12 protein-coding genes are annotated in these 16,315 nt (G+C 68.6%); 8 read left to right on the forward strand and 4 right to left on the reverse strand.

The window, feature by feature from the left end:
* Positions 1-3: 3 nt before the first annotated feature.
* Both CXZ05_RS00570 and CXZ05_RS00575 read left to right on the forward strand, forming a co-directional pair.
* Positions 4-3,351, forward strand: coding sequence for a glycosyltransferase family 2 protein (locus CXZ05_RS00570; RefSeq protein ID WP_102970684.1), 3,348 nt, complete (start codon positions 4-6; stop codon positions 3,349-3,351).
* Entirely contained in the window at positions 3,344-5,056 is a 1,713-nt protein-coding gene (locus tag CXZ05_RS00575; protein ID WP_102970685.1) for a DUF5719 family protein, read from the forward strand. The genes CXZ05_RS00570 and CXZ05_RS00575 overlap by 8 nt, the downstream gene beginning before the upstream one ends.
* Before the next feature lie 60 nt (positions 5,057-5,116).
* On the opposite strand, the gene CXZ05_RS00580 is transcribed toward CXZ05_RS00575, so the two are convergent.
* Complete coding sequence (locus CXZ05_RS00580) at positions 5,117-5,629, reverse strand: metallopeptidase family protein (RefSeq protein WP_102970686.1); 513 nt, start codon at positions 5,627-5,629, stop codon at positions 5,117-5,119.
* Between the two features lie 122 nt (positions 5,630-5,751).
* Between CXZ05_RS00580 and CXZ05_RS00585 the strand changes: the two genes are divergently transcribed.
* The 4 genes from CXZ05_RS00585 (at position 5,752) to CXZ05_RS00600 (ending at position 9,420) form a co-directional block, all read left to right on the forward strand.
* Positions 5,752-6,135: a DUF3499 domain-containing protein gene (locus tag CXZ05_RS00585; protein ID WP_102970687.1), complete on the forward strand. Its 384-nt coding sequence runs from the start codon at positions 5,752-5,754 to the stop codon at positions 6,133-6,135.
* A 92-nt stretch (positions 6,136-6,227) separates the two neighbouring features.
* Positions 6,228-6,467 carry a Trm112 family protein gene (locus CXZ05_RS00590; protein WP_102970688.1) on the forward strand — a complete coding sequence of 80 codons (240 nt, stop codon included), beginning with the start codon at positions 6,228-6,230 and terminating at the stop codon, positions 6,465-6,467.
* 52 nt (positions 6,468-6,519) lie between these two features.
* Positions 6,520-8,001, forward strand: coding sequence for an adenosylhomocysteinase (ahcY, locus tag CXZ05_RS00595; RefSeq protein ID WP_102970689.1), 1,482 nt, complete (start codon positions 6,520-6,522; stop codon positions 7,999-8,001).
* 186 nt (positions 8,002-8,187) lie between these two features.
* Positions 8,188-9,420 (forward strand): Ig-like domain-containing protein, encoded by a 1,233-nt coding sequence (locus CXZ05_RS00600; protein ID WP_102970690.1) that lies wholly within the window; start codon positions 8,188-8,190, stop codon positions 9,418-9,420.
* Here the strand turns inward: CXZ05_RS00600 and CXZ05_RS00605 are convergent.
* A complete protein-coding gene (locus CXZ05_RS00605) occupies positions 9,417-10,229 on the reverse strand; it encodes an RDD family protein (protein ID WP_102970691.1) in 813 nt (270 codons plus the stop codon). The two genes, CXZ05_RS00600 and CXZ05_RS00605, sit on opposite strands and share 4 nt — an antisense overlap.
* A gap of 70 nt (positions 10,230-10,299) precedes the next feature.
* Here CXZ05_RS00605 and CXZ05_RS00610 point away from each other — a divergent pair, with 70 nt between their 5' ends.
* Together CXZ05_RS00610 and CXZ05_RS00615 are read left to right on the forward strand one after the other, a co-directional pair.
* The gene (locus CXZ05_RS00610; protein ID WP_180987208.1) at positions 10,300-11,292 is read left to right on the forward strand and encodes a stage II sporulation protein M; all 993 of its coding nucleotides are present in this window, start codon (positions 10,300-10,302) and stop codon (positions 11,290-11,292) included.
* Positions 11,293-11,448: 156 nt separating this feature from the next.
* Positions 11,449-12,666 carry a TIGR01906 family membrane protein gene (locus tag CXZ05_RS00615; protein ID WP_102970693.1) on the forward strand — a complete coding sequence of 406 codons (1,218 nt, stop codon included), beginning with the start codon at positions 11,449-11,451 and terminating at the stop codon, positions 12,664-12,666.
* A gap of 24 nt (positions 12,667-12,690) precedes the next feature.
* Here the strand turns inward: CXZ05_RS00615 and CXZ05_RS00620 are convergent, their stop codons facing one another.
* Together CXZ05_RS00620 and CXZ05_RS00625 are read right to left on the reverse strand one after the other, a co-directional pair.
* Positions 12,691-14,520: a long-chain fatty acid--CoA ligase gene (locus CXZ05_RS00620; protein WP_102970694.1), complete on the reverse strand. Its 1,830-nt coding sequence runs from the start codon at positions 14,518-14,520 to the stop codon at positions 12,691-12,693.
* 55 nt (positions 14,521-14,575) lie between these two features.
* Entirely contained in the window at positions 14,576-16,282 is a 1,707-nt protein-coding gene (locus CXZ05_RS00625; RefSeq protein ID WP_102970695.1) for a dolichyl-phosphate-mannose--protein mannosyltransferase, read from the reverse strand.
* Positions 16,283-16,315 lie beyond the last annotated feature (33 nt).

Raw genomic sequence — 16,315 nt, forward strand, 5'->3', positions numbered from 1 at the left:
GTTGTGGTCGCCCACAACGGCAGTGACTATCTGCCCAAGACACTTTCAGCGCTGGCCGCACAAACCCGGCCTGCGGACACCGTGATCGGGGTGGATACCGGCTCACAGGACAATTCGGCTGCCCTCCTGCAGCGTGCCGTCGGCGAGGTCAATGTCCTCACCGTCAATGGCGGCAAGGCAGGGATGGGCGCTGCAGTGCGGGCCGGCCTCGCCGCCCTGGCTCCATGGAGCCGGCAGGGCGCGCGGGACCGGTCCGAATGGATCTGGCTGCTGCACGACGATGCGGCACCTGACCCCGAAGCACTGGCCGAACTGCTGCACGCGGTGGAGCGCGCCCCGTCCGTTACTGTCGCGGGCTGCAAGCAGCTGGACTGGAACGCCAGGCGGCGCCTGATCGACGTCGGGCTTTCCACCAGCCGCTGGGCTGAGCGGCTCACGCTGATCGAGGCGGACGAACTCGACCAGGGCCAATACGACGGCCGGTCCGACACCTTTGCGGTCAACTCCGCCGGCATGCTGGTCCGGCGCGACATCTGGGAGCATCTCAAAGGGTTTGACCCGGCTCTCCCCGGCACGGGCGACGACGTCGACTTCTGCTGGCGGAACCGGCTGGCCGGTCACCGGGTGGTGGTGGTTCCCAGCGCGAGGATGTTCCATGTGTCCCACCGGCCGCATGCCCTTGGCACGGCCTCGGCCGCGCGCCGGGCGCAGGTGCACCTGCGGCTCAAGCACGCACCGCTGTGGTCGCTGCCGCTGCACGCTGTCGGCGCCCTGTTCGGAAGCCTCCTCCGGCTGATCTTCAGCATCGCCGTGAAGGATCCCGGGTACGGCTTCTCGCAGCTCCTGTCAACAGCCGCAGCCCTCGCCAGGCCCGCCGCGCTCGCCCGGGGACGGCGCAACGCTGCCCGCACCCGCCGAGTCCGCCGCTCCGTGGTCAAAGCGCTGCAGACCGAACGGCGCGAAGTGTGGGGCCACCGGCGCTCCCTGATGGAGGCCCTGGGCGCAGACGACGCCCGGTCCTCCGAGGACAGCAATGATCCGCTGGAGGAACAGCCCAGCGGCGACTCGACGGACGACTTCGCGGCCCTGTCGACGAACGAGCGGGGCTGGGTTGGCAACGGGGCCGTCGCCGCGGTGATTCTCGCATCTGTGGCGTCCTTCGCCGGCCTTGCCGCGCTTTTCCAGGCCGACGCTGCCAGCGGAGGCGCACTCCTGCCCGTCTCAGCCCGGCTGGAGGACATCTGGCACCACGCCTCCACCTGGTGGATCGGACTGGGCGCCGGGCTTCCGGGGCACGGCGACCCCTTCGGCTACGTCCTCTGGATCCTCGGCCTGTTGGGCGGAGGCAACGCGAACGGCGCCGTTATCTGGCTGCTTTTGCTGGCCATGCCGCTCTCCGGTTTGGCTGCCTGGTTCGCCTCCGGCGCCCTGACCTCCTACCGCCGGTTCCGACTGGCAGCTGCGCTGGTCTGGGCAGCGGCGCCCGCCCTGCAGGTCGCTGTCAACCAAGGGCGCGTCGGAGCCCTGCTGGCCCACGTCATGATGCCGCTGCTGGTCCTGGCTTTGCTGCGGGCCACAGGTTCCGCACTCGGACGAGGCCGCTTCGCCCCCGTTCCGGCCGGCAGCCTCGCGGACCAGCCGCCGGCCAAGCCCGGCGTCAATGGCACGCCGTCGTGGACGGCAGCCGCAGCCGCCGGGCTGGCGCTGGCGGTCATCACCGCCGCAGCCCCGTCGCTCCTGCTGCCGGCCGCCGTCGTGATCATTGTCCTGAGCCTGCTGCTGGGCAGGCGCGGACGCACGCTCTGGTGGGCACTGCTGCCGAGCGCTGCGCTGTTTGTGCCGTTTGCGCTGTCCACCCTCGACCGCCCCCGGGCACTGCTTGCCGACCCCGGGCTGCCGCTGCCCTTTGAGGCCGCTGCGGTGTGGCAGCAGATCCTGGGCCAGCCGCTCGGCTTCGACCCGGCCGGCGGCCTGTCCGGGCTGGCGCTCTTTTCCGGCGGCTCCGTCCCCTGGGCGCTGCTGCTGGCCCTCCTGATCGGAGCCCCGCTCCTGGCGCTGGCTGTAGCCGCGCTCTTTGTTCCGCTCCGGATCCACCCGGACCGCCGCGGCCGTGTCGCCAGGGCCCTTTGGGCCGCGGCGCTGGTGGTGCTGGCCGGGGGATGGCTGGCAGGACACGTCGCCACCGGGGCCGGCCCGCAGGCCCTCGTGGCGCCTTTCACCGGTCCGGCAGTCTCCGCCGCCGTGTTCGGGCTACTTGGAGCGGCCATCATCGGCGGCGACGGCCTCCTGACGCTTGCCGGGTCCGCATCAGACAACGTGTCCCGCAGTGGGAGAGCGCGGTCCGCCGCCGTGGCCCGCGGTGCCGCGGCGCTGGCGCTAGTGCTCCTGCTCGCCGGACCGCTGGCCGGGCTGGCGGCCTGGACCGTGCAGAATGTTGTGCAGCCGGCCGATGCCGCGGTGCACGCTGACACTGCCGACCTCGGGGCGCCCCGGCTGGTGGGCCCCACGGACCCGCGGATGCTGCCTGCCACCGCTGTGGACCGCGGTGAGGGACCCGAGCAGACCCGGACGCTGCTGATCAGCACCGGGGAGGACGGAACGTACAGCGCCACCCTTATGCGCGGTGGGGGCACCACGCTGGACAGCCTCTCAACCATCGCGGCCGCGCGGGACATCATGGGCAGCCCCGGGCAGGAATCGGTCCGCGACGACGACGAGGTTACCGCGGCGCTGCGCACCAGCGTGGCCACCCTGGTGGCTGCCCGCGGGGTCGACCCGCGGCCCGAACTGGAGCGGCTCGGCGTCGGATTCGTCGTCCTGCGCGCCGCTGACACTGCGGCGCAGCTGACCGCCAGCCGGATGGACGCGGTCCCCGGGCTGACCGCCGTGGGGCCCACTGACTCGGGCTGGCTCTGGCGCGTGACACCGCTGAATGACGCCGTCCTGCAGCCCGCCGACGTCGCCCATCGGGTGCGCATGGTGGACAGCAAGGGTGCCACGATCGGGCTGGTCCGCTCCGACCTGACCGGAGCCCAGGCCTCGGTGCCGAAGGGGCCTGAGGGCCGGCTGCTGGTGCTCGCCGAGCGGGCAGATCCCGGCTGGACCGCCTGGCTAGACGGCCGCAAACTGACCTCCACCACCTCCGGCTGGTCCCAGGCTTTCACCCTGCCACCGCAGGCCGGCCAGCTGACAGTCCGGTATGAAAGCCCCTGGGCGCTCTGGTCCGGCATCCTCCAAGCCGCCGTCATCGGCCTGACGGTCCTGCTGGCGCTCCCGATGCCGGCACGGCGCCCTAACACCGGCCTGTCCAGGGACGAAGGCTCCCTGCGTAAGGAATACCAGAATGCATGAGGAAGAGAACGACGGCGGGACGCCGGCGAAGCGGGGCAGCGTCCCGGTAGCCCGGGCTACTGGGGGCACCGCTCCGGGGACTAACGCTTCCGGAACCCGCGCTTCCGGAACCCGGTCCAGCGGTGCCAGCCGCATCGCCGGCCGCCGTGGCATCGTGGCCGGAATGCTCTCCGGCGTGGCCATCCTCGCCGCCGGCGGAGGCCTTGTCGCGGCAACCGCCCTGGGGCCGCAGCCGTCGGCAGCCAGGACGCTCGACCCTGCGGAAGCGGCTGTGCCGGCCGGAAGCGTCCAGGACGTGTGCCCTGCTCCGGCGCGGCTCCTCGAAGGAACGCCAGTCGGGACCGACCCCCAGTTCAGCCCCGAATCCGCCACGGCCAAGAGCGCCGTGTCCGCAGCGGTGGTCAGCTCGGCGGGCGGTAGTCTTCCCGGCAGCGTGCTCTCCGCCCTGAAGGGGTCCGAGTTGCGGCGGATCGCCAAGACGCCCGGCTCGGCGGCGGCTCCCGCAGGCTCCTCCGGTGTACTCGCCGGGGTTGTAGAAGGGGAAGCCGTGGACGACGTCAGCGTGCTGTCCGCGGATGCCCTGGCCAACCGGCAGCCGGCGGCGGCAGCCCTCATGGCCTACACGGCAACCGACGGGGACCTGCAGGGTTCGGCGGCAGCCGCCTGCCAGACGCCCTCGAACGACCTCTGGCTCGGCGGGGCCAACACTGCGTTGGGCCGCAGCAGCGTCCTCAACCTCACCAATGCCTCCACCACCCCTGCAACGGTTAACCTCGAGCTTTACGGGAAGTCCGGCCAGGTCAAGGCCTCCGGCAGCCGCGGCCTGCTGGTGGGACCGAAGTCGACGCGCTCCATCGTCCTGGCCGGTCTCGCTCCCGGGGAAGAACGGCTGAGCGTGCACGTCCGGAGCTCCGGCGGACCCGTCAGCGCCTTCATCCAGCAGAGCGTGCTGCGCGGGCTGACCTCCGGCGGCGTGGATTTCATCTCACCGGGGACCTCCGCGGCTCCGTCCCAGGTGATGACAGGCATCGACATCCAGGATGCCGGGGACGTGAAGTCCCTGACCGGCGGATCCGGTTTTGACGACGCCGGCCCGTCGCTGCAGATCACTGTTCCCGGCCCGTCGGACGCCGTGGTGGAGATAAAGCTGTTTGGCCGTGCCGGCCAGCAGGCCCTCCCGGGGGGAGGCGTTGTCACGGCCAAGGCAGGCACCGTTGCCGAGGTTCCCCTGTCCGGCGTACCGGCCGGCCGGTACACCGTTTCAGCCACGTCGGACGTCAGCATCGTGGCCGCCGCGCGCGTGAGCCGGGGGCTCAAGGCCAGCCAAAGCCTGGATTTCGCATGGTCGCCCGCCACGGCCCAGCTGGGCAGCCAGCACGTGGTCCCTCTTCCGCAAGGTGGGGAGCGGCTGCTGGTCTTCGGAGCCCTGGAAGGAAGGGCCACCATTTCCTATACCCCGATAACAGCCGACGGGAAACTCCGCACGGCAGCTACCGCGGACATCGCCGCCGGGACCACCACCACCCTTGAGGCAGCCGACCGGATCGGGGACTCCGCCGTCGTCGGCTATCTGGTGTCCGCCTCCGGCGGATCCGCCTACGGCACGGTACTGCTGGAACGGGAAGGCCGGAACGATGTCTCCACCGTGGCCATCGCCCCGGGCGCAGAAGGACAGGAAAAAGTGCCGGTGACGCTGGGCTACTAGCCTCGGATTTCGCCGCCGTGTGCTGCAACGGGCCGTGGGCTGGAACTGACGGTGTCTGGCCTAGTAGCGGCGGCGGTAAACCGGATCCAGTGTTTCCGGGGCGACGCCCAGCATTTCGGCGGTGTGCTCCACCACCACGTCATGCACCAGGTCCTGAAGTTCCTCCTTGACGGGGCAGGCCTGTTCCACCACGCGGCGGTACAGCGTGATGATGGGGCCATCGTCCTCCGTGGCGGGGGTGTAGCAGCCCAGGGGAGCGGGCGAGCCGTCGGCCAGCAGCTGTTCCAGGTTGGGCGGGATCTCGTCGACGGCGAACCGGACGCCGTCGAGCGGCTTGCCCCAGATGTCATGGAGCCGCTGGGCGGAGTCCATGACGAGTTCATCAAACCGGTCCGAGCGGCTTCGGTAGCCAGGGAGCGTGGGCAACAGCAGTTCGCCCCGGAGGCCGCGGCCGTGCCGGTTGCGCCGGCGTTGGGCGAAGCTCCGGCCAGCGGGAGCCCCGGCAGCGTCCCGGGGCGTTTCCGGGTCAGCCAACCGGACCGTGAAACCCGAAGAATGGTGCGATGACTGCATATACAGACTTTAGACCCGCCGAATGATTTGTGCGACATAACCGGACCGGAGCGGCGCTGCCGTGGCGCGGGCCAATCGTCAATGTCGGGAAATCTGCCCGAGGCGGAGTATTCTGTGTTTTCGTGGGTGCAATACGTCAGTGTTCCAGGTCAGCCTGCCGCCAGTCTGCGGTGGCAACTTTGACGTACGTCTACGCGGACTCCACCGCCGTCCTCGGCCCGCTGGCAACCTATGCCGAGCCGCACTGCTACGACCTTTGCGAGCAGCACGCCAATTCGCTCACCGTCCCGCGCGGCTGGGAAGTGCTCCGCCTCGCCATGCCCTCGCAGCCGCCCCAGCCCGGGCCGGACGACCTCCTCGCCCTGGCGGACGCCGTCCGTGAGGCTGCGTCCCGCCCTGCGTCCCCGGCCCCGGGGCAGCGCGCCGCCCACTCGGCGCTGGAAGCGCCCGCCGCAACCGAAGGCACCCGCCGCGGCCACCTGCGCGTCCTGCGCGAACCGTCCTAGGCTGCACCGACTGTCCTCATACCGAACTGGCGGTAGGCTGGAATCTGAAATCCGTCAGCCACAGCGCTTGTGCCCAGCAGGGAGCATCCACCATGCCAAAGATCAGTCCTGAACTGTTGTCCGTTCTGCGGTGCCCGGTCACCGGATCGGCTCTGACCCAGGAGGGCGAGGAACTCGTCTCAACGTCGGCGGCGGAGGGCGGCGAACGGCTGCGGTACGCCATCGAAGACGGCATTCCGCTGCTGCTTCCCCCGGAGCTCCGCGCCGCGGCCACGGCCGCCCGGTCAGACCAGCACGACGCCGGCCCGGCAGCGGCCGCCCCCACCGCCTAACACCCAGCCAGCACCGCAGAAGGCTAGACGCCGGATACAGCAAAGGATTCCCATGACGTTCGATTACAAGGTTGCCGACATCTCCCTGGCCGAGGCCGGGCGCCACCAGATCCGCCTCGCCGAGCACGAGATGCCGGGGCTCATGTCGCTGCGCCGGGAATTCGGACCCACCCAGCCCCTCAAGGGCGCCCGGATCGCCGGGTCGCTGCACATGACCGTGCAGACCGCAGTGCTCATCGAGACCCTCACGGCACTCGGCGCCGAGGTCCGCTGGGCCTCCTGCAACATCTTCTCCACCCAGGATGAGGCCGCAGCCGCCGTCGTCGTGGGCACCGGCACCGCGGAGGACCCGCAGGGCGTTCCCGTGTTTGCCTGGAAGGGCGAAACGCTGGAGGAATACTGGTGGACCGCCGAGCAGATCCTCACCTGGCCCGGTGCTGACACGAACGCCGAGCTGGGCCCGAACATGATTCTCGACGACGGCGGCGACGCCACGCTGCTGCTGCACCGCGGCGTGGAGTTTGAGGCAGCCGGCGCCGTTCCGGCCGCCGCCGCCAACGACCCCGAGGAATACGGGATTGTCCTTGACGTCCTGCGCCGGACGCTGGCCGAGGACCCGAAGAAGTGGACCCGGCTCGCCGCCGGCATCCACGGTGTCAGCGAGGAAACCACCACGGGCGTGCACCGCCTCTACCAGCTCGCCGAACAGGGCAAGCTGCTCTTCCCGGCCATCAACGTCAACGACTCCGTGACGAAGAGCAAGTTCGACAACAAGTACGGCATCCGGCACTCCCTGCCGGACGGCCTCAACCGGGCCACCGATGTCCTCATGGGCGGCAAGGTCGCCGTCGTCTGTGGTTACGGCGACGTCGGCAAGGGTGCCGCCGAGGCGCTCCGCGGCCAGGGCGCCCGCGTGATCGTCACCGAGATCGATCCCATCTGCGCACTGCAGGCCGCCATGGACGGCTACCAGGTGGCCAAGCTGGAGAGCGTGCTGGACCAGGGCGACATCTTCATCACCACCACGGGCAACAAGGACGTCATCATGGCCGAGCACATGGCTGGCATGAAGAACAAGGCCATCGTGGGCAACATCGGGCACTTCGACAACGAAATCGACATGGCGGGCCTCGCCCGGATCCCCGGCATCCGGAAAATCGAAATCAAGCCCCAGGTCCACGAATGGGTGTTCGGCAGCGACGCGGCGGACGCCACCCGGTCCATCATCGTCCTGTCTGAAGGGCGCCTGCTGAACCTGGGCAACGCCACCGGCCACCCGTCGTTCGTCATGAGCAACTCCTTCGCCAACCAGACCATCGCCCAGATCGAGCTGTTCACCAAGAAGGACCAGCCCGAAGGCGAGCGGGAATACGAAAACCAGGTCTACGTGCTCCCCAAGATCCTGGACGAGAAGGTGGCGCGGCTGCATCTCGGTGCCCTGGGTGTTGAGCTGACCGAGCTGTCCAAGGACCAGGCTGAGTACCTGGACGTGGACGTGGCCGGCCCGTTCAAACCGGAGCACTACCGCTACTAAAAGTAGCCCGCCACGGCGCACCGCAGTGCGCCGTGGCGGCCGCTGCGCGTCATGGCAACCCGGCGCGCCGTGGGTCTCCGCGTCAGGGGCAGCGCCGCCGTGCGATAAAATCGACTGGTCAGCGTTGCCGCTGGGCACCCGGACGGATGCCGATCGGCAGCCCGGTGGGACACGGAGAAACCAGTCATGACGGAAAAGAACAACCGCAAAACCGGCAAGATCATCGCCGTCGTCGCCATTTGCGCTGCGGTTGCCGCCGGCGGAATCGGTGTCGCCACCGCTCCTGGCTGGGCCAACCCAGCGCCCCAATCCGAGGCCTCCAGCCCCGTGCGCAACGAGCCGGGCCTGGCCACCCCCGTGGTCAAGGCCGTGGAACTGGGTGTGACGCCGCTCGATGGCGCCAAAGGCGTAAATCCCGCGGTGGCGCCCTCGGTCAAGGCGGTCAACGGCCGCGTCCAGGACGTTGTGCTGGTGCCGGCCGCCGGGGGAGAGGCCGTCAAGGGCACCGTCAGCGCCGACGGCAGCACATGGACAGCCGTGGACCCGCTGCTCTTCAACACGCCCTACAACTACAGCTACACCATCGTGGATGAGGCGGGCAGGGAAACCAAGAAGGCCCAGACATTCACCACCGTGGAGCCCGCCAATGAGGCGGACGCCGCCGTGTACCCGGAGAACGGCTCCACGGTCGGCGCAGGGCAGCCCATCGACATCGTGTTCAGCGAACCTGTCACCAACAAGGCGGCGGTTGAAAAGGCGGTCAAGATCACCGTCTCCTCCAAGCAGCCCGTCGCCTGGCACTGGTACTCGGACCAGAAGGTGCGCATCCGCCCCGAGAAGTTCTGGGCATCCAACGCCCAGGTCACCGTGGACATGAAGCTGTTCGGCGTCGATTTCGGCAACGGCATGATCGGCAACTTCAACGCCAAAATGCAGTTCAAGGTGGGCCAGCAGCGCCTGGCAGTGGTGGACGACAACACCAAGACCATGAAGGTCTACTTCGACGGCAAGCTGGTTAGGACCGCGCCCGTCACCCTGGGCGGTTCCGACTGGCTCTCCCCGTCCGGCTACGCCGTGATCATGGAGCAGGAACGGCATTCCAAGTTCAACGCCGGGAGTATCGGCCTGAAGCCAGGCGACAAGGGGTACTACCCGCCGCTGACCGTTGAGTATGCCAACAGGCTCACGTCCTCCGGCGTCTATGTCCATCAGGCGCTCGAGTCGGCATGGAGCTACGTGGGTGTATCCAACGTCTCCCACGGCTGTGTCGGCCTGCTGCCCGTGGACGCTGTCTGGTTCTTCAACAACATGAAGTCCGGCGACGTCGTCCAGGTCCTGAACACGGGGGCCGCGCCGGTGGAGCCGCTCGAGGGCTACGGCGACTGGAACATCCCCTGGGCCCAGTACGCGAAGCGTTAACTGTCCTGCGACACCGTGAACGGCAGCCGGCGCAGCCGTTCCCCGATCCTGTTGCTTTCCGTGCGTGCCGCGCCCAAACGGCGGAGTTCGCGGATGCGGCGTTCGGCCAGGACCGCCGCCAGGTAGTCGTCGGGAGTGGTCCCTGGCGGCGGTGACGGTGCCACGTATCCGGACATTTCGGTGGCGAGGGAAGCGGCCATGCCGCTGCGCGACAGCGGCGACATCCGCGGCGCCTGGCGCATGAATTGCGCGGCCCGCCGTCCCAGGGCGTCCGGAATCCGGCCGATGTCCGCGGCTTCAGCCCAGGCGGCCAGGTGCCGCGGAGTGACGGGGACGATTGAGGGTTCCACCGGTACCCGGCGCCGCAGCGAGTAGGTGCCCGCCACAATGTCGCCCAGCCGGCGGGACCTGCCGTCGAAGAGGGCGACGGCGATGGCAACACCGCCGAAGGTCAGGTAGATCTCCAGGAAGCCGATCAGTGCCCTGATGACCGCGTGGCGGAAACGGATGGCCCCGCCGTCGTCACGCACTATCCTCAGCCCGGCCGCCAGTTTCCCGAGTGTCAGGCCCCGGGTCAGGGTCTCCACCGTTGCCGGGAGAATGACGAAGCACAGCACCACGCTGACCAGGGTGAGTGCCCCGGCTGCCGCCTCGTCCAGTTCATCCCGGGCGGCGCCCATTGCCATGAGTATTGCTATCAGCAGGGCGGAATGCACCACGACGTCGAGCAACAGGCCGAGGGAACGGGCAGCGAAGGACGCCGGACGGAGTTCAAGGACGACTGCCTCGCCTGTGATGAGTGGACTCAATTCCTGCCCCGTACGTCGTTCCGGCCACCGGTCGCCTAAAGTCTAGTTCGCTGCAGGCTAGGGTAGGAGCGTGGACATGGACGCCTTCTCCGCCGTCAACTCTGACACGTGGTCGCGGCTGCATCACCTTGCGCACCAGCGGCGCCTGAACGGTGCCGACGCCGATGAACTGCTGCGCCTTTACCAGGTGACCTCCGCCCACCTCTCCCTGCTGCGTTCCACCGGGCCGGAAAGCGGCCTGTCCGCATCCCTCTCTGCTACTTTGGCGCAGGCGCGCACCCGCTTCACCGGGGCAAGGTCGAACTTCATGGAGGACCTGGCGCAGTTCTTCGTGCTGGCGCTCCCGGCCGCGCTGTACCGAATCCGCTGGCTGACAGTGGCCTGCGGCGCTGCGTTCTGCCTCGTTGGCTGCGCCTTCGCCCTGTGGATCGGCAATTCGCCCGAGGCCCTGCGTGCGGTTGCCACGGAAGCGGAAGTCCAGCGGTACGTGGAGCAGGACTTTATTGACTACTACTCGGAGAACCCGGCGGCGTCCTTTGCCGGAGCCGTCTGGACCAACAACGCCTGGATCAGTGCCCAGGCCGTGGCCCTGGGCATCACCGGTTTCTGGGTGCCCATGATCCTGTTCGCCAACGCCCAGGGGGTGGGTATGGCGGCCGGGATGTTCGCCGCGGTGGGAAAGACGGACGTGTTCTTCAGCTACATCCTGCCGCACGGGCTCATGGAACTGACGGCGGTATTCGTGGCCTGCGCGGCCGGGCTGAGAATCTTTTGGGCCATGGTGGCGCCCGGCGCCCGGACCCGGTCCCGCGCCGTCGCAGCAGAGGGCCGCTCCATGATCACGGTGGCGCTTGGCCTGGTATTGGTGCTGTTTGCCTCAGGCCTCGTGGAGGGTTTCGTCACGCCCAGCACTTTGCCGGTGTGGGCGAAGATCAGTATCGGCGCGGCGGTGCTGGCGGCATACTGGTGGTATGTGCTGGTCTGCGGGGGACGCGCTTACCGCGCCGGCGCCCGCGGCGACCTGGGTAGCCAGGACGCCGGCTATACGGAACTTGCAGCCTGATTATTACTGCCGGCTGAATATTCGCGCAGGTGGCGGGGTGGCACATCGCGGTGCCGGAGCGGCTGACGGTAGGCTCTTGGGGAGATACAAAGCGCTGCCCGGCCCCGGCATTCCCGGTGGCCTCGGAGCGTGGACGCCTACGGAAGTGAAGCTGCAGTGAAAGACAATACTCCGACCCCGTCCGGACGCCTTGATCCGCGGCTGGATCCGGCGGCAAACCCCGCGCTGGATCCCGCGGAGGACACCGACGAGCCGGCGTTTGACTGGATGAAGCCCGAGCCTGCAGCAGGCGCCGCCGAGGAGGAGGGCGCCGCCGGTCCTGCCGCGCCCCAGCCGGAAAGCCGTGCCGACCGCAAGGCGGCGGAGGCGGCTGCCGCCGACGGCGCCGGGTCAGACCACGCGGAGGCGGGCCGGGACGCTGCGACAGACCGGAAGACGGAGTTCCGCCAGCCGTCTTCGGTCGGTTCCTCGTCCAGGGGCACCCACTACAGCGAACCGCTCCCCACTTCCGCCCTGCAGGTACGCCCTCCGCAGGAGGAAGTGGAACGCCGCAACGCCGAGCGCGAGCAGGCAGCCAGGGCCAAGCCGGTGCTGCCCCGGTTCCTCCAGGTACTGCTGGCCGTTTTCTATCCCATCATCCTCCTGGTCCTCGCCGTGCGCGCCGTGACCAGCCCGCTCTTCCTCTGGGTGGAGTACCACCGGCCCGGTTTCCCCGGGGACGGCTACGGCTTCAATGCGGATGACCGCATGACGTACGGTTCCTACGCCGTGGACTACCTGAGCAACTGGTCCGGTCCGCGCTACCTGGGCGAACTGGTTAACCGCAGCGGCGAAAAGCTGTTCAAGGACGGCGAGGTCAGCCACATGGCCGACGTGAAGCTCGTCTTCCTGTCCGCGTTCGGAGCCGGGGCACTGCTGATCCTGATCAGCATCATCGCCATCATCTACCTGCGGCGGCGTACGCCCGGAGGAGTGCGCCGGGGGCTGTTCGCCGGATCCATCGTGACGCTGGTGCTCATCATCGGCTTGGGCACCCTCGCCGCCCTCGGGTGGCAGCAGTTCTTCACCGAGTTCCACCGCATCTTCTTCGCTGCCGGCTCCTGGACGTTTGCGCTTGAGGATACGCTGATCCGGCTCTTCCCCGGGCAGTTCTGGATCGACGCGGGCCTGGTCATCGCCGCCCTTGTCCTCATCACAGCGGTGGTGACGCTGATCCTGACCTGGCCCACCCGCAGGCGCCGCGGACTGGCCCCGGCCAGGAAGGGCCGCAAGGGTGCCGGTGTTGAGGGCGATGCAGAGGGCAGCGACATGAAGGACGACACCGGCGCCGACGAGGCTCCGCGGACAGGCAACATCCGTCCCGTGAACCTTTAGCGGCCTTTCGGCAGGGACGACTGCTCAGCCGTACAGCTCCTCGATTTCCGTTTCAAAGTCTTTGACGACGGCGGCCCTCTTGAGTTTGAGGGACGGTGTCAGGTGCCCGGACTGCACGGTGAAGGCTGCATCCAGGACCCGGAACTTGCGGATGGATTCGGCGTGGGACACGAGGCTGTTGGCCTGGTCCACCGCTTCCTGGATGGCACTGTGCACCACGGGGTCCGTGCGGGCTTCCGCGGGGCTGAGCAGCGGAACGCTGCGCGCGGTGCACCAGTGCTCGAGGCCCTCGGGGTCGAGGTTGACCAGGGCAGAAATGAACGGCTTCCCGTCACCCACCACCACGGCGTGGCCCACGAGCTGGTGTTCGCGGATCTTCTCCTCGAGCGGCTCCGGCGCAACGTTCTTACCGGCGGCCGTGACCAGCAGGTCCTTTTTGCGGCCCGTGATGGTGAGGAACCCGTCGGCGTCCAGGGAGCCCAGGTCCCCGGTGCGGAAGAAGCCGTCCGCGAAGGCCTCGGCGTTGGCGGCCTCGTTCGCGTGGTAGCCCTTGAACACGCCGATGCCGCTGACCAGGACCTCACCATCCTCGGCGATGCGGATGGTGGTGCCCGGCGCCGGGATCCCCACGGTGCCCACCCGGGCGAGGCCGGCGGTGTTCACCGTGCAGGGCGCGGTGGTCTCCGTCAGACCGTAGCCTTGGAGGACGGCTATCCCCGCGCCCCTGAAGAAGTGCGTAAGGCGGGCGTTCAGCGGGCTCGCGCCGGAAACGGCGTACTCCATATTGCCGCCGAACACCTGACGCAGCCGGGGATACACAAGGCGGTCGAACAGCGCGTGCTGCGCCCGCAGCATGGCGCCCGGCCCGCTGCCCTTCCCGCGCCGGGCGGCATCCAGCGCCTCCGAGTAGCGGACCGCCACCCCCGCGGCGGTGCCGAAGAGCCGTGACTTCCCGGCATCTTTTGCCTTCTGCTCGGCTCCGGCGTGGACCTTCTCGAAGATGCGGGGGACAGCCAGCAGGAAGGTCGGTTTGAAGGTTCCCAGGTCATCAAGCAGTTGGGTGGCTCCGGAGGTGTGGCCGAGAGTCACTCCGGCCGTCAGGCAGACCACCTGGACGGCCCGGGCCAACACGTGGGCCAGCGGCAGGAACATCAGTGTCCTGGCGTCCTCCCGCTGCAGCAGTTCGGGAAGGACGGCCACGATGTTCCTGGCAACAAGGGCGAAGTTTCCATGCGTGATCTCGCAGCCCTTGGGCCTGCCGGTGGTGCCCGAGGTATAGACGAGGGACGCCACGTCCTGCAGTACGGCTGCCGAGCGGTGCCGCTCCAGTTCGGCGTCCGTCACCCCTGCCCCCGCGGCGGCGAGGCTGGCAAGGTTGGGGGCTTCGCCGTCGTAATCCATCCGGACCACCGGCACCAAACGGCCGGCCAGGACGCTGGAAGCGGACAGGGCCTGGTCCAGCAGCGCCGCCTTCCGGCGGTCTTCGACGAAGACCCGCCCGGCGCCGGAGTCGGACAGGATCCACTCCATCTGGCTCGCCGAGGAGGTTTCGTAGATGGGCACGGTCACGCCGCCGGCAAACCAGATGGCGAAATCCACCAGCGTCCACTCGTAGCGGGTGGCAGAGAGGACTCCGACGGTGTCCCCGGGTGCCAGACCGCCGGCAATGAGGCCTTTGGCCAGGGCTGTGACCTGGTCAAGGAAATGTCCGGCGGTGATGTTCTGCCAGCCGCTGGCGTCCCGGCGGGCGTAGACGGCGTGCGAAGGATTGTGCCGGTAGCAGTCCAGGAGCAGGTCGGTGACGTTGCTGCTGTCATCCACTGCAACCATCAGTTCCGTGCTTGCTTCCCTCACAGGCGGGTCTCCATTTCGTAGATGATCACGTCGGGGCTACACCTGCAATCGTGCCTCAGATCCAGGAAGGCATCCACATTCTGAGGCGCCAGTCCTGGTACGTGATCATGTCGGCGGTCCAGACGGGGTAGAAGAAGGAGGAGACCAGGACCGCGGCCACAAGGAACAGGGCGACGCCGTACAGCCCGGAGCGCCGTCGCCACGGCGGGTCGGTGGTTTTCCCCAGTACCAGGCCCAGGCAGTACACCAGCGCCAGGACCAGGAACGGCTCGAAGGACACCGCGTAGAAGAAGAACATGGTGCGTTCCGGGTACATGAACCACGGCAGGTAGCCGGAGGCGACGGCGGCCAGCACGGCCCCGGCCCGCCAGTCGCGCCTGCCCGCCCACCAGAACAGCAGGATGACCAGTGCAATGGCGCCGCTCCACCAGATCAGCGGGTTGCCGACGGACAGGATGGCCGAGGTGCAGCCGGCGAAATCGCAGCCGGGGGTGCCCTGCTTGGGGGACTCGTAGAAGAACGACGTGGGCCTGCCCATCACCAGCCAGCTCCAGGCGCTCGCCTCATAGGGGTGCTCCGAGCTGAGCCCCTGGTGGAACTTGTAGGCCTCAAGGTGGTAGTGCGCCAGGGACCGCACGGAGTCCGGCAGCCAGCCCCATTCCGCGCTGGAATTCGTCTCCGCCCACCGCCGGTAGTAGGCATCCGTGGACCGGAACCATCCAGTCCAGCTGGCGGTGTACGTCACGGCGGCCACGGGAACGATGCTGAGGAAGGCCAGGATCCCGTCCTTGATGATTCCGGCGCTGACCCAGCCGCGGATGCCGGCTATCCGGCGCGCACTCAGGTCCCAGAACACCGTCAGGAGCCCGAAACCGGCCACAAAGAACAGCGCCGACCACTTGGTGCCGACGGCCAGGCCCAGGCAGATGCCCGCCGCAATCCGCCACCAGCGGACTCCCAGCCACGGCCCGGACAGCAGCTGGAGCGTGGATGGCCTGCCGGTGGGGGAGGCGGCCGCCTGCCTGCCGAGCCTGGCGGCCAGCCGGCGCCGGCCGTCGTCGCGGTCCAGCAACAGCGCGCCGAACGCCGCCAGGACCCAGAACATGAGAAAGATGTCCAGCAGCGACGTGCGGGACATGACGAGGTGGTGGCCGTCGACGGCGAGCAGCAGCCCAGCTGCGCCGCCAAGGACCAGGGAGCCGAAAAGCTTCTGGGCTATCAGCGCGAGAAGGGCGACGGACAGGGTGCCGGTCAGTGCCGCGGCGAACCGCCAGCCGAAGGGGTTGTCTGCTCCGAAGAGCCCCATGCCCGCGGCGATCATCCACTTGCCCACGGGCGGGTGCACCACGTATTCGGGAGTGGTCAGCAGCACGTTGGGGTTGCCGGCCACGAACGCGTCGTTGGCCTTGTCCGGCCAGCTCCGCTCGTAGCCGCTCACCAGCAGGGAGTATCCGTCCTTGACGTAGTACGTCTCGTCAAACACGAGGCTGCGGGGGACGTCCAGCCGGACGAACCTCAGGATCCCGCCCACGACGGCGGTCAAGGCGGGAACCAGCCAGAACCAGAGCCGGAGCGACGGCGGGTAGTCCCGCCAGGTGCGGATGCCGCCGATCAGGCGCCGGGTGAGGGCATCTGCCGTGAATGCCTCCGAGGGACGGCTGATCCAGCGCTTCCGGTGCGGGCCACGGTCTTCGGTGGCGGGTGCGGAAGCCGGGGTGCTTGCGGGTTCGGCCCCGTCAGGCCGCACGGAGGTCTGCGTCACGAGCCCATGCTACCGTTTGCGGCGAGGGAGTTC

Origin of the sequence: Arthrobacter sp. AFG20, from assembly GCF_002892795.1 — a bacterium.
Classification (GTDB): Bacteria; Actinomycetota; Actinomycetes; order Actinomycetales; family Micrococcaceae; genus Arthrobacter.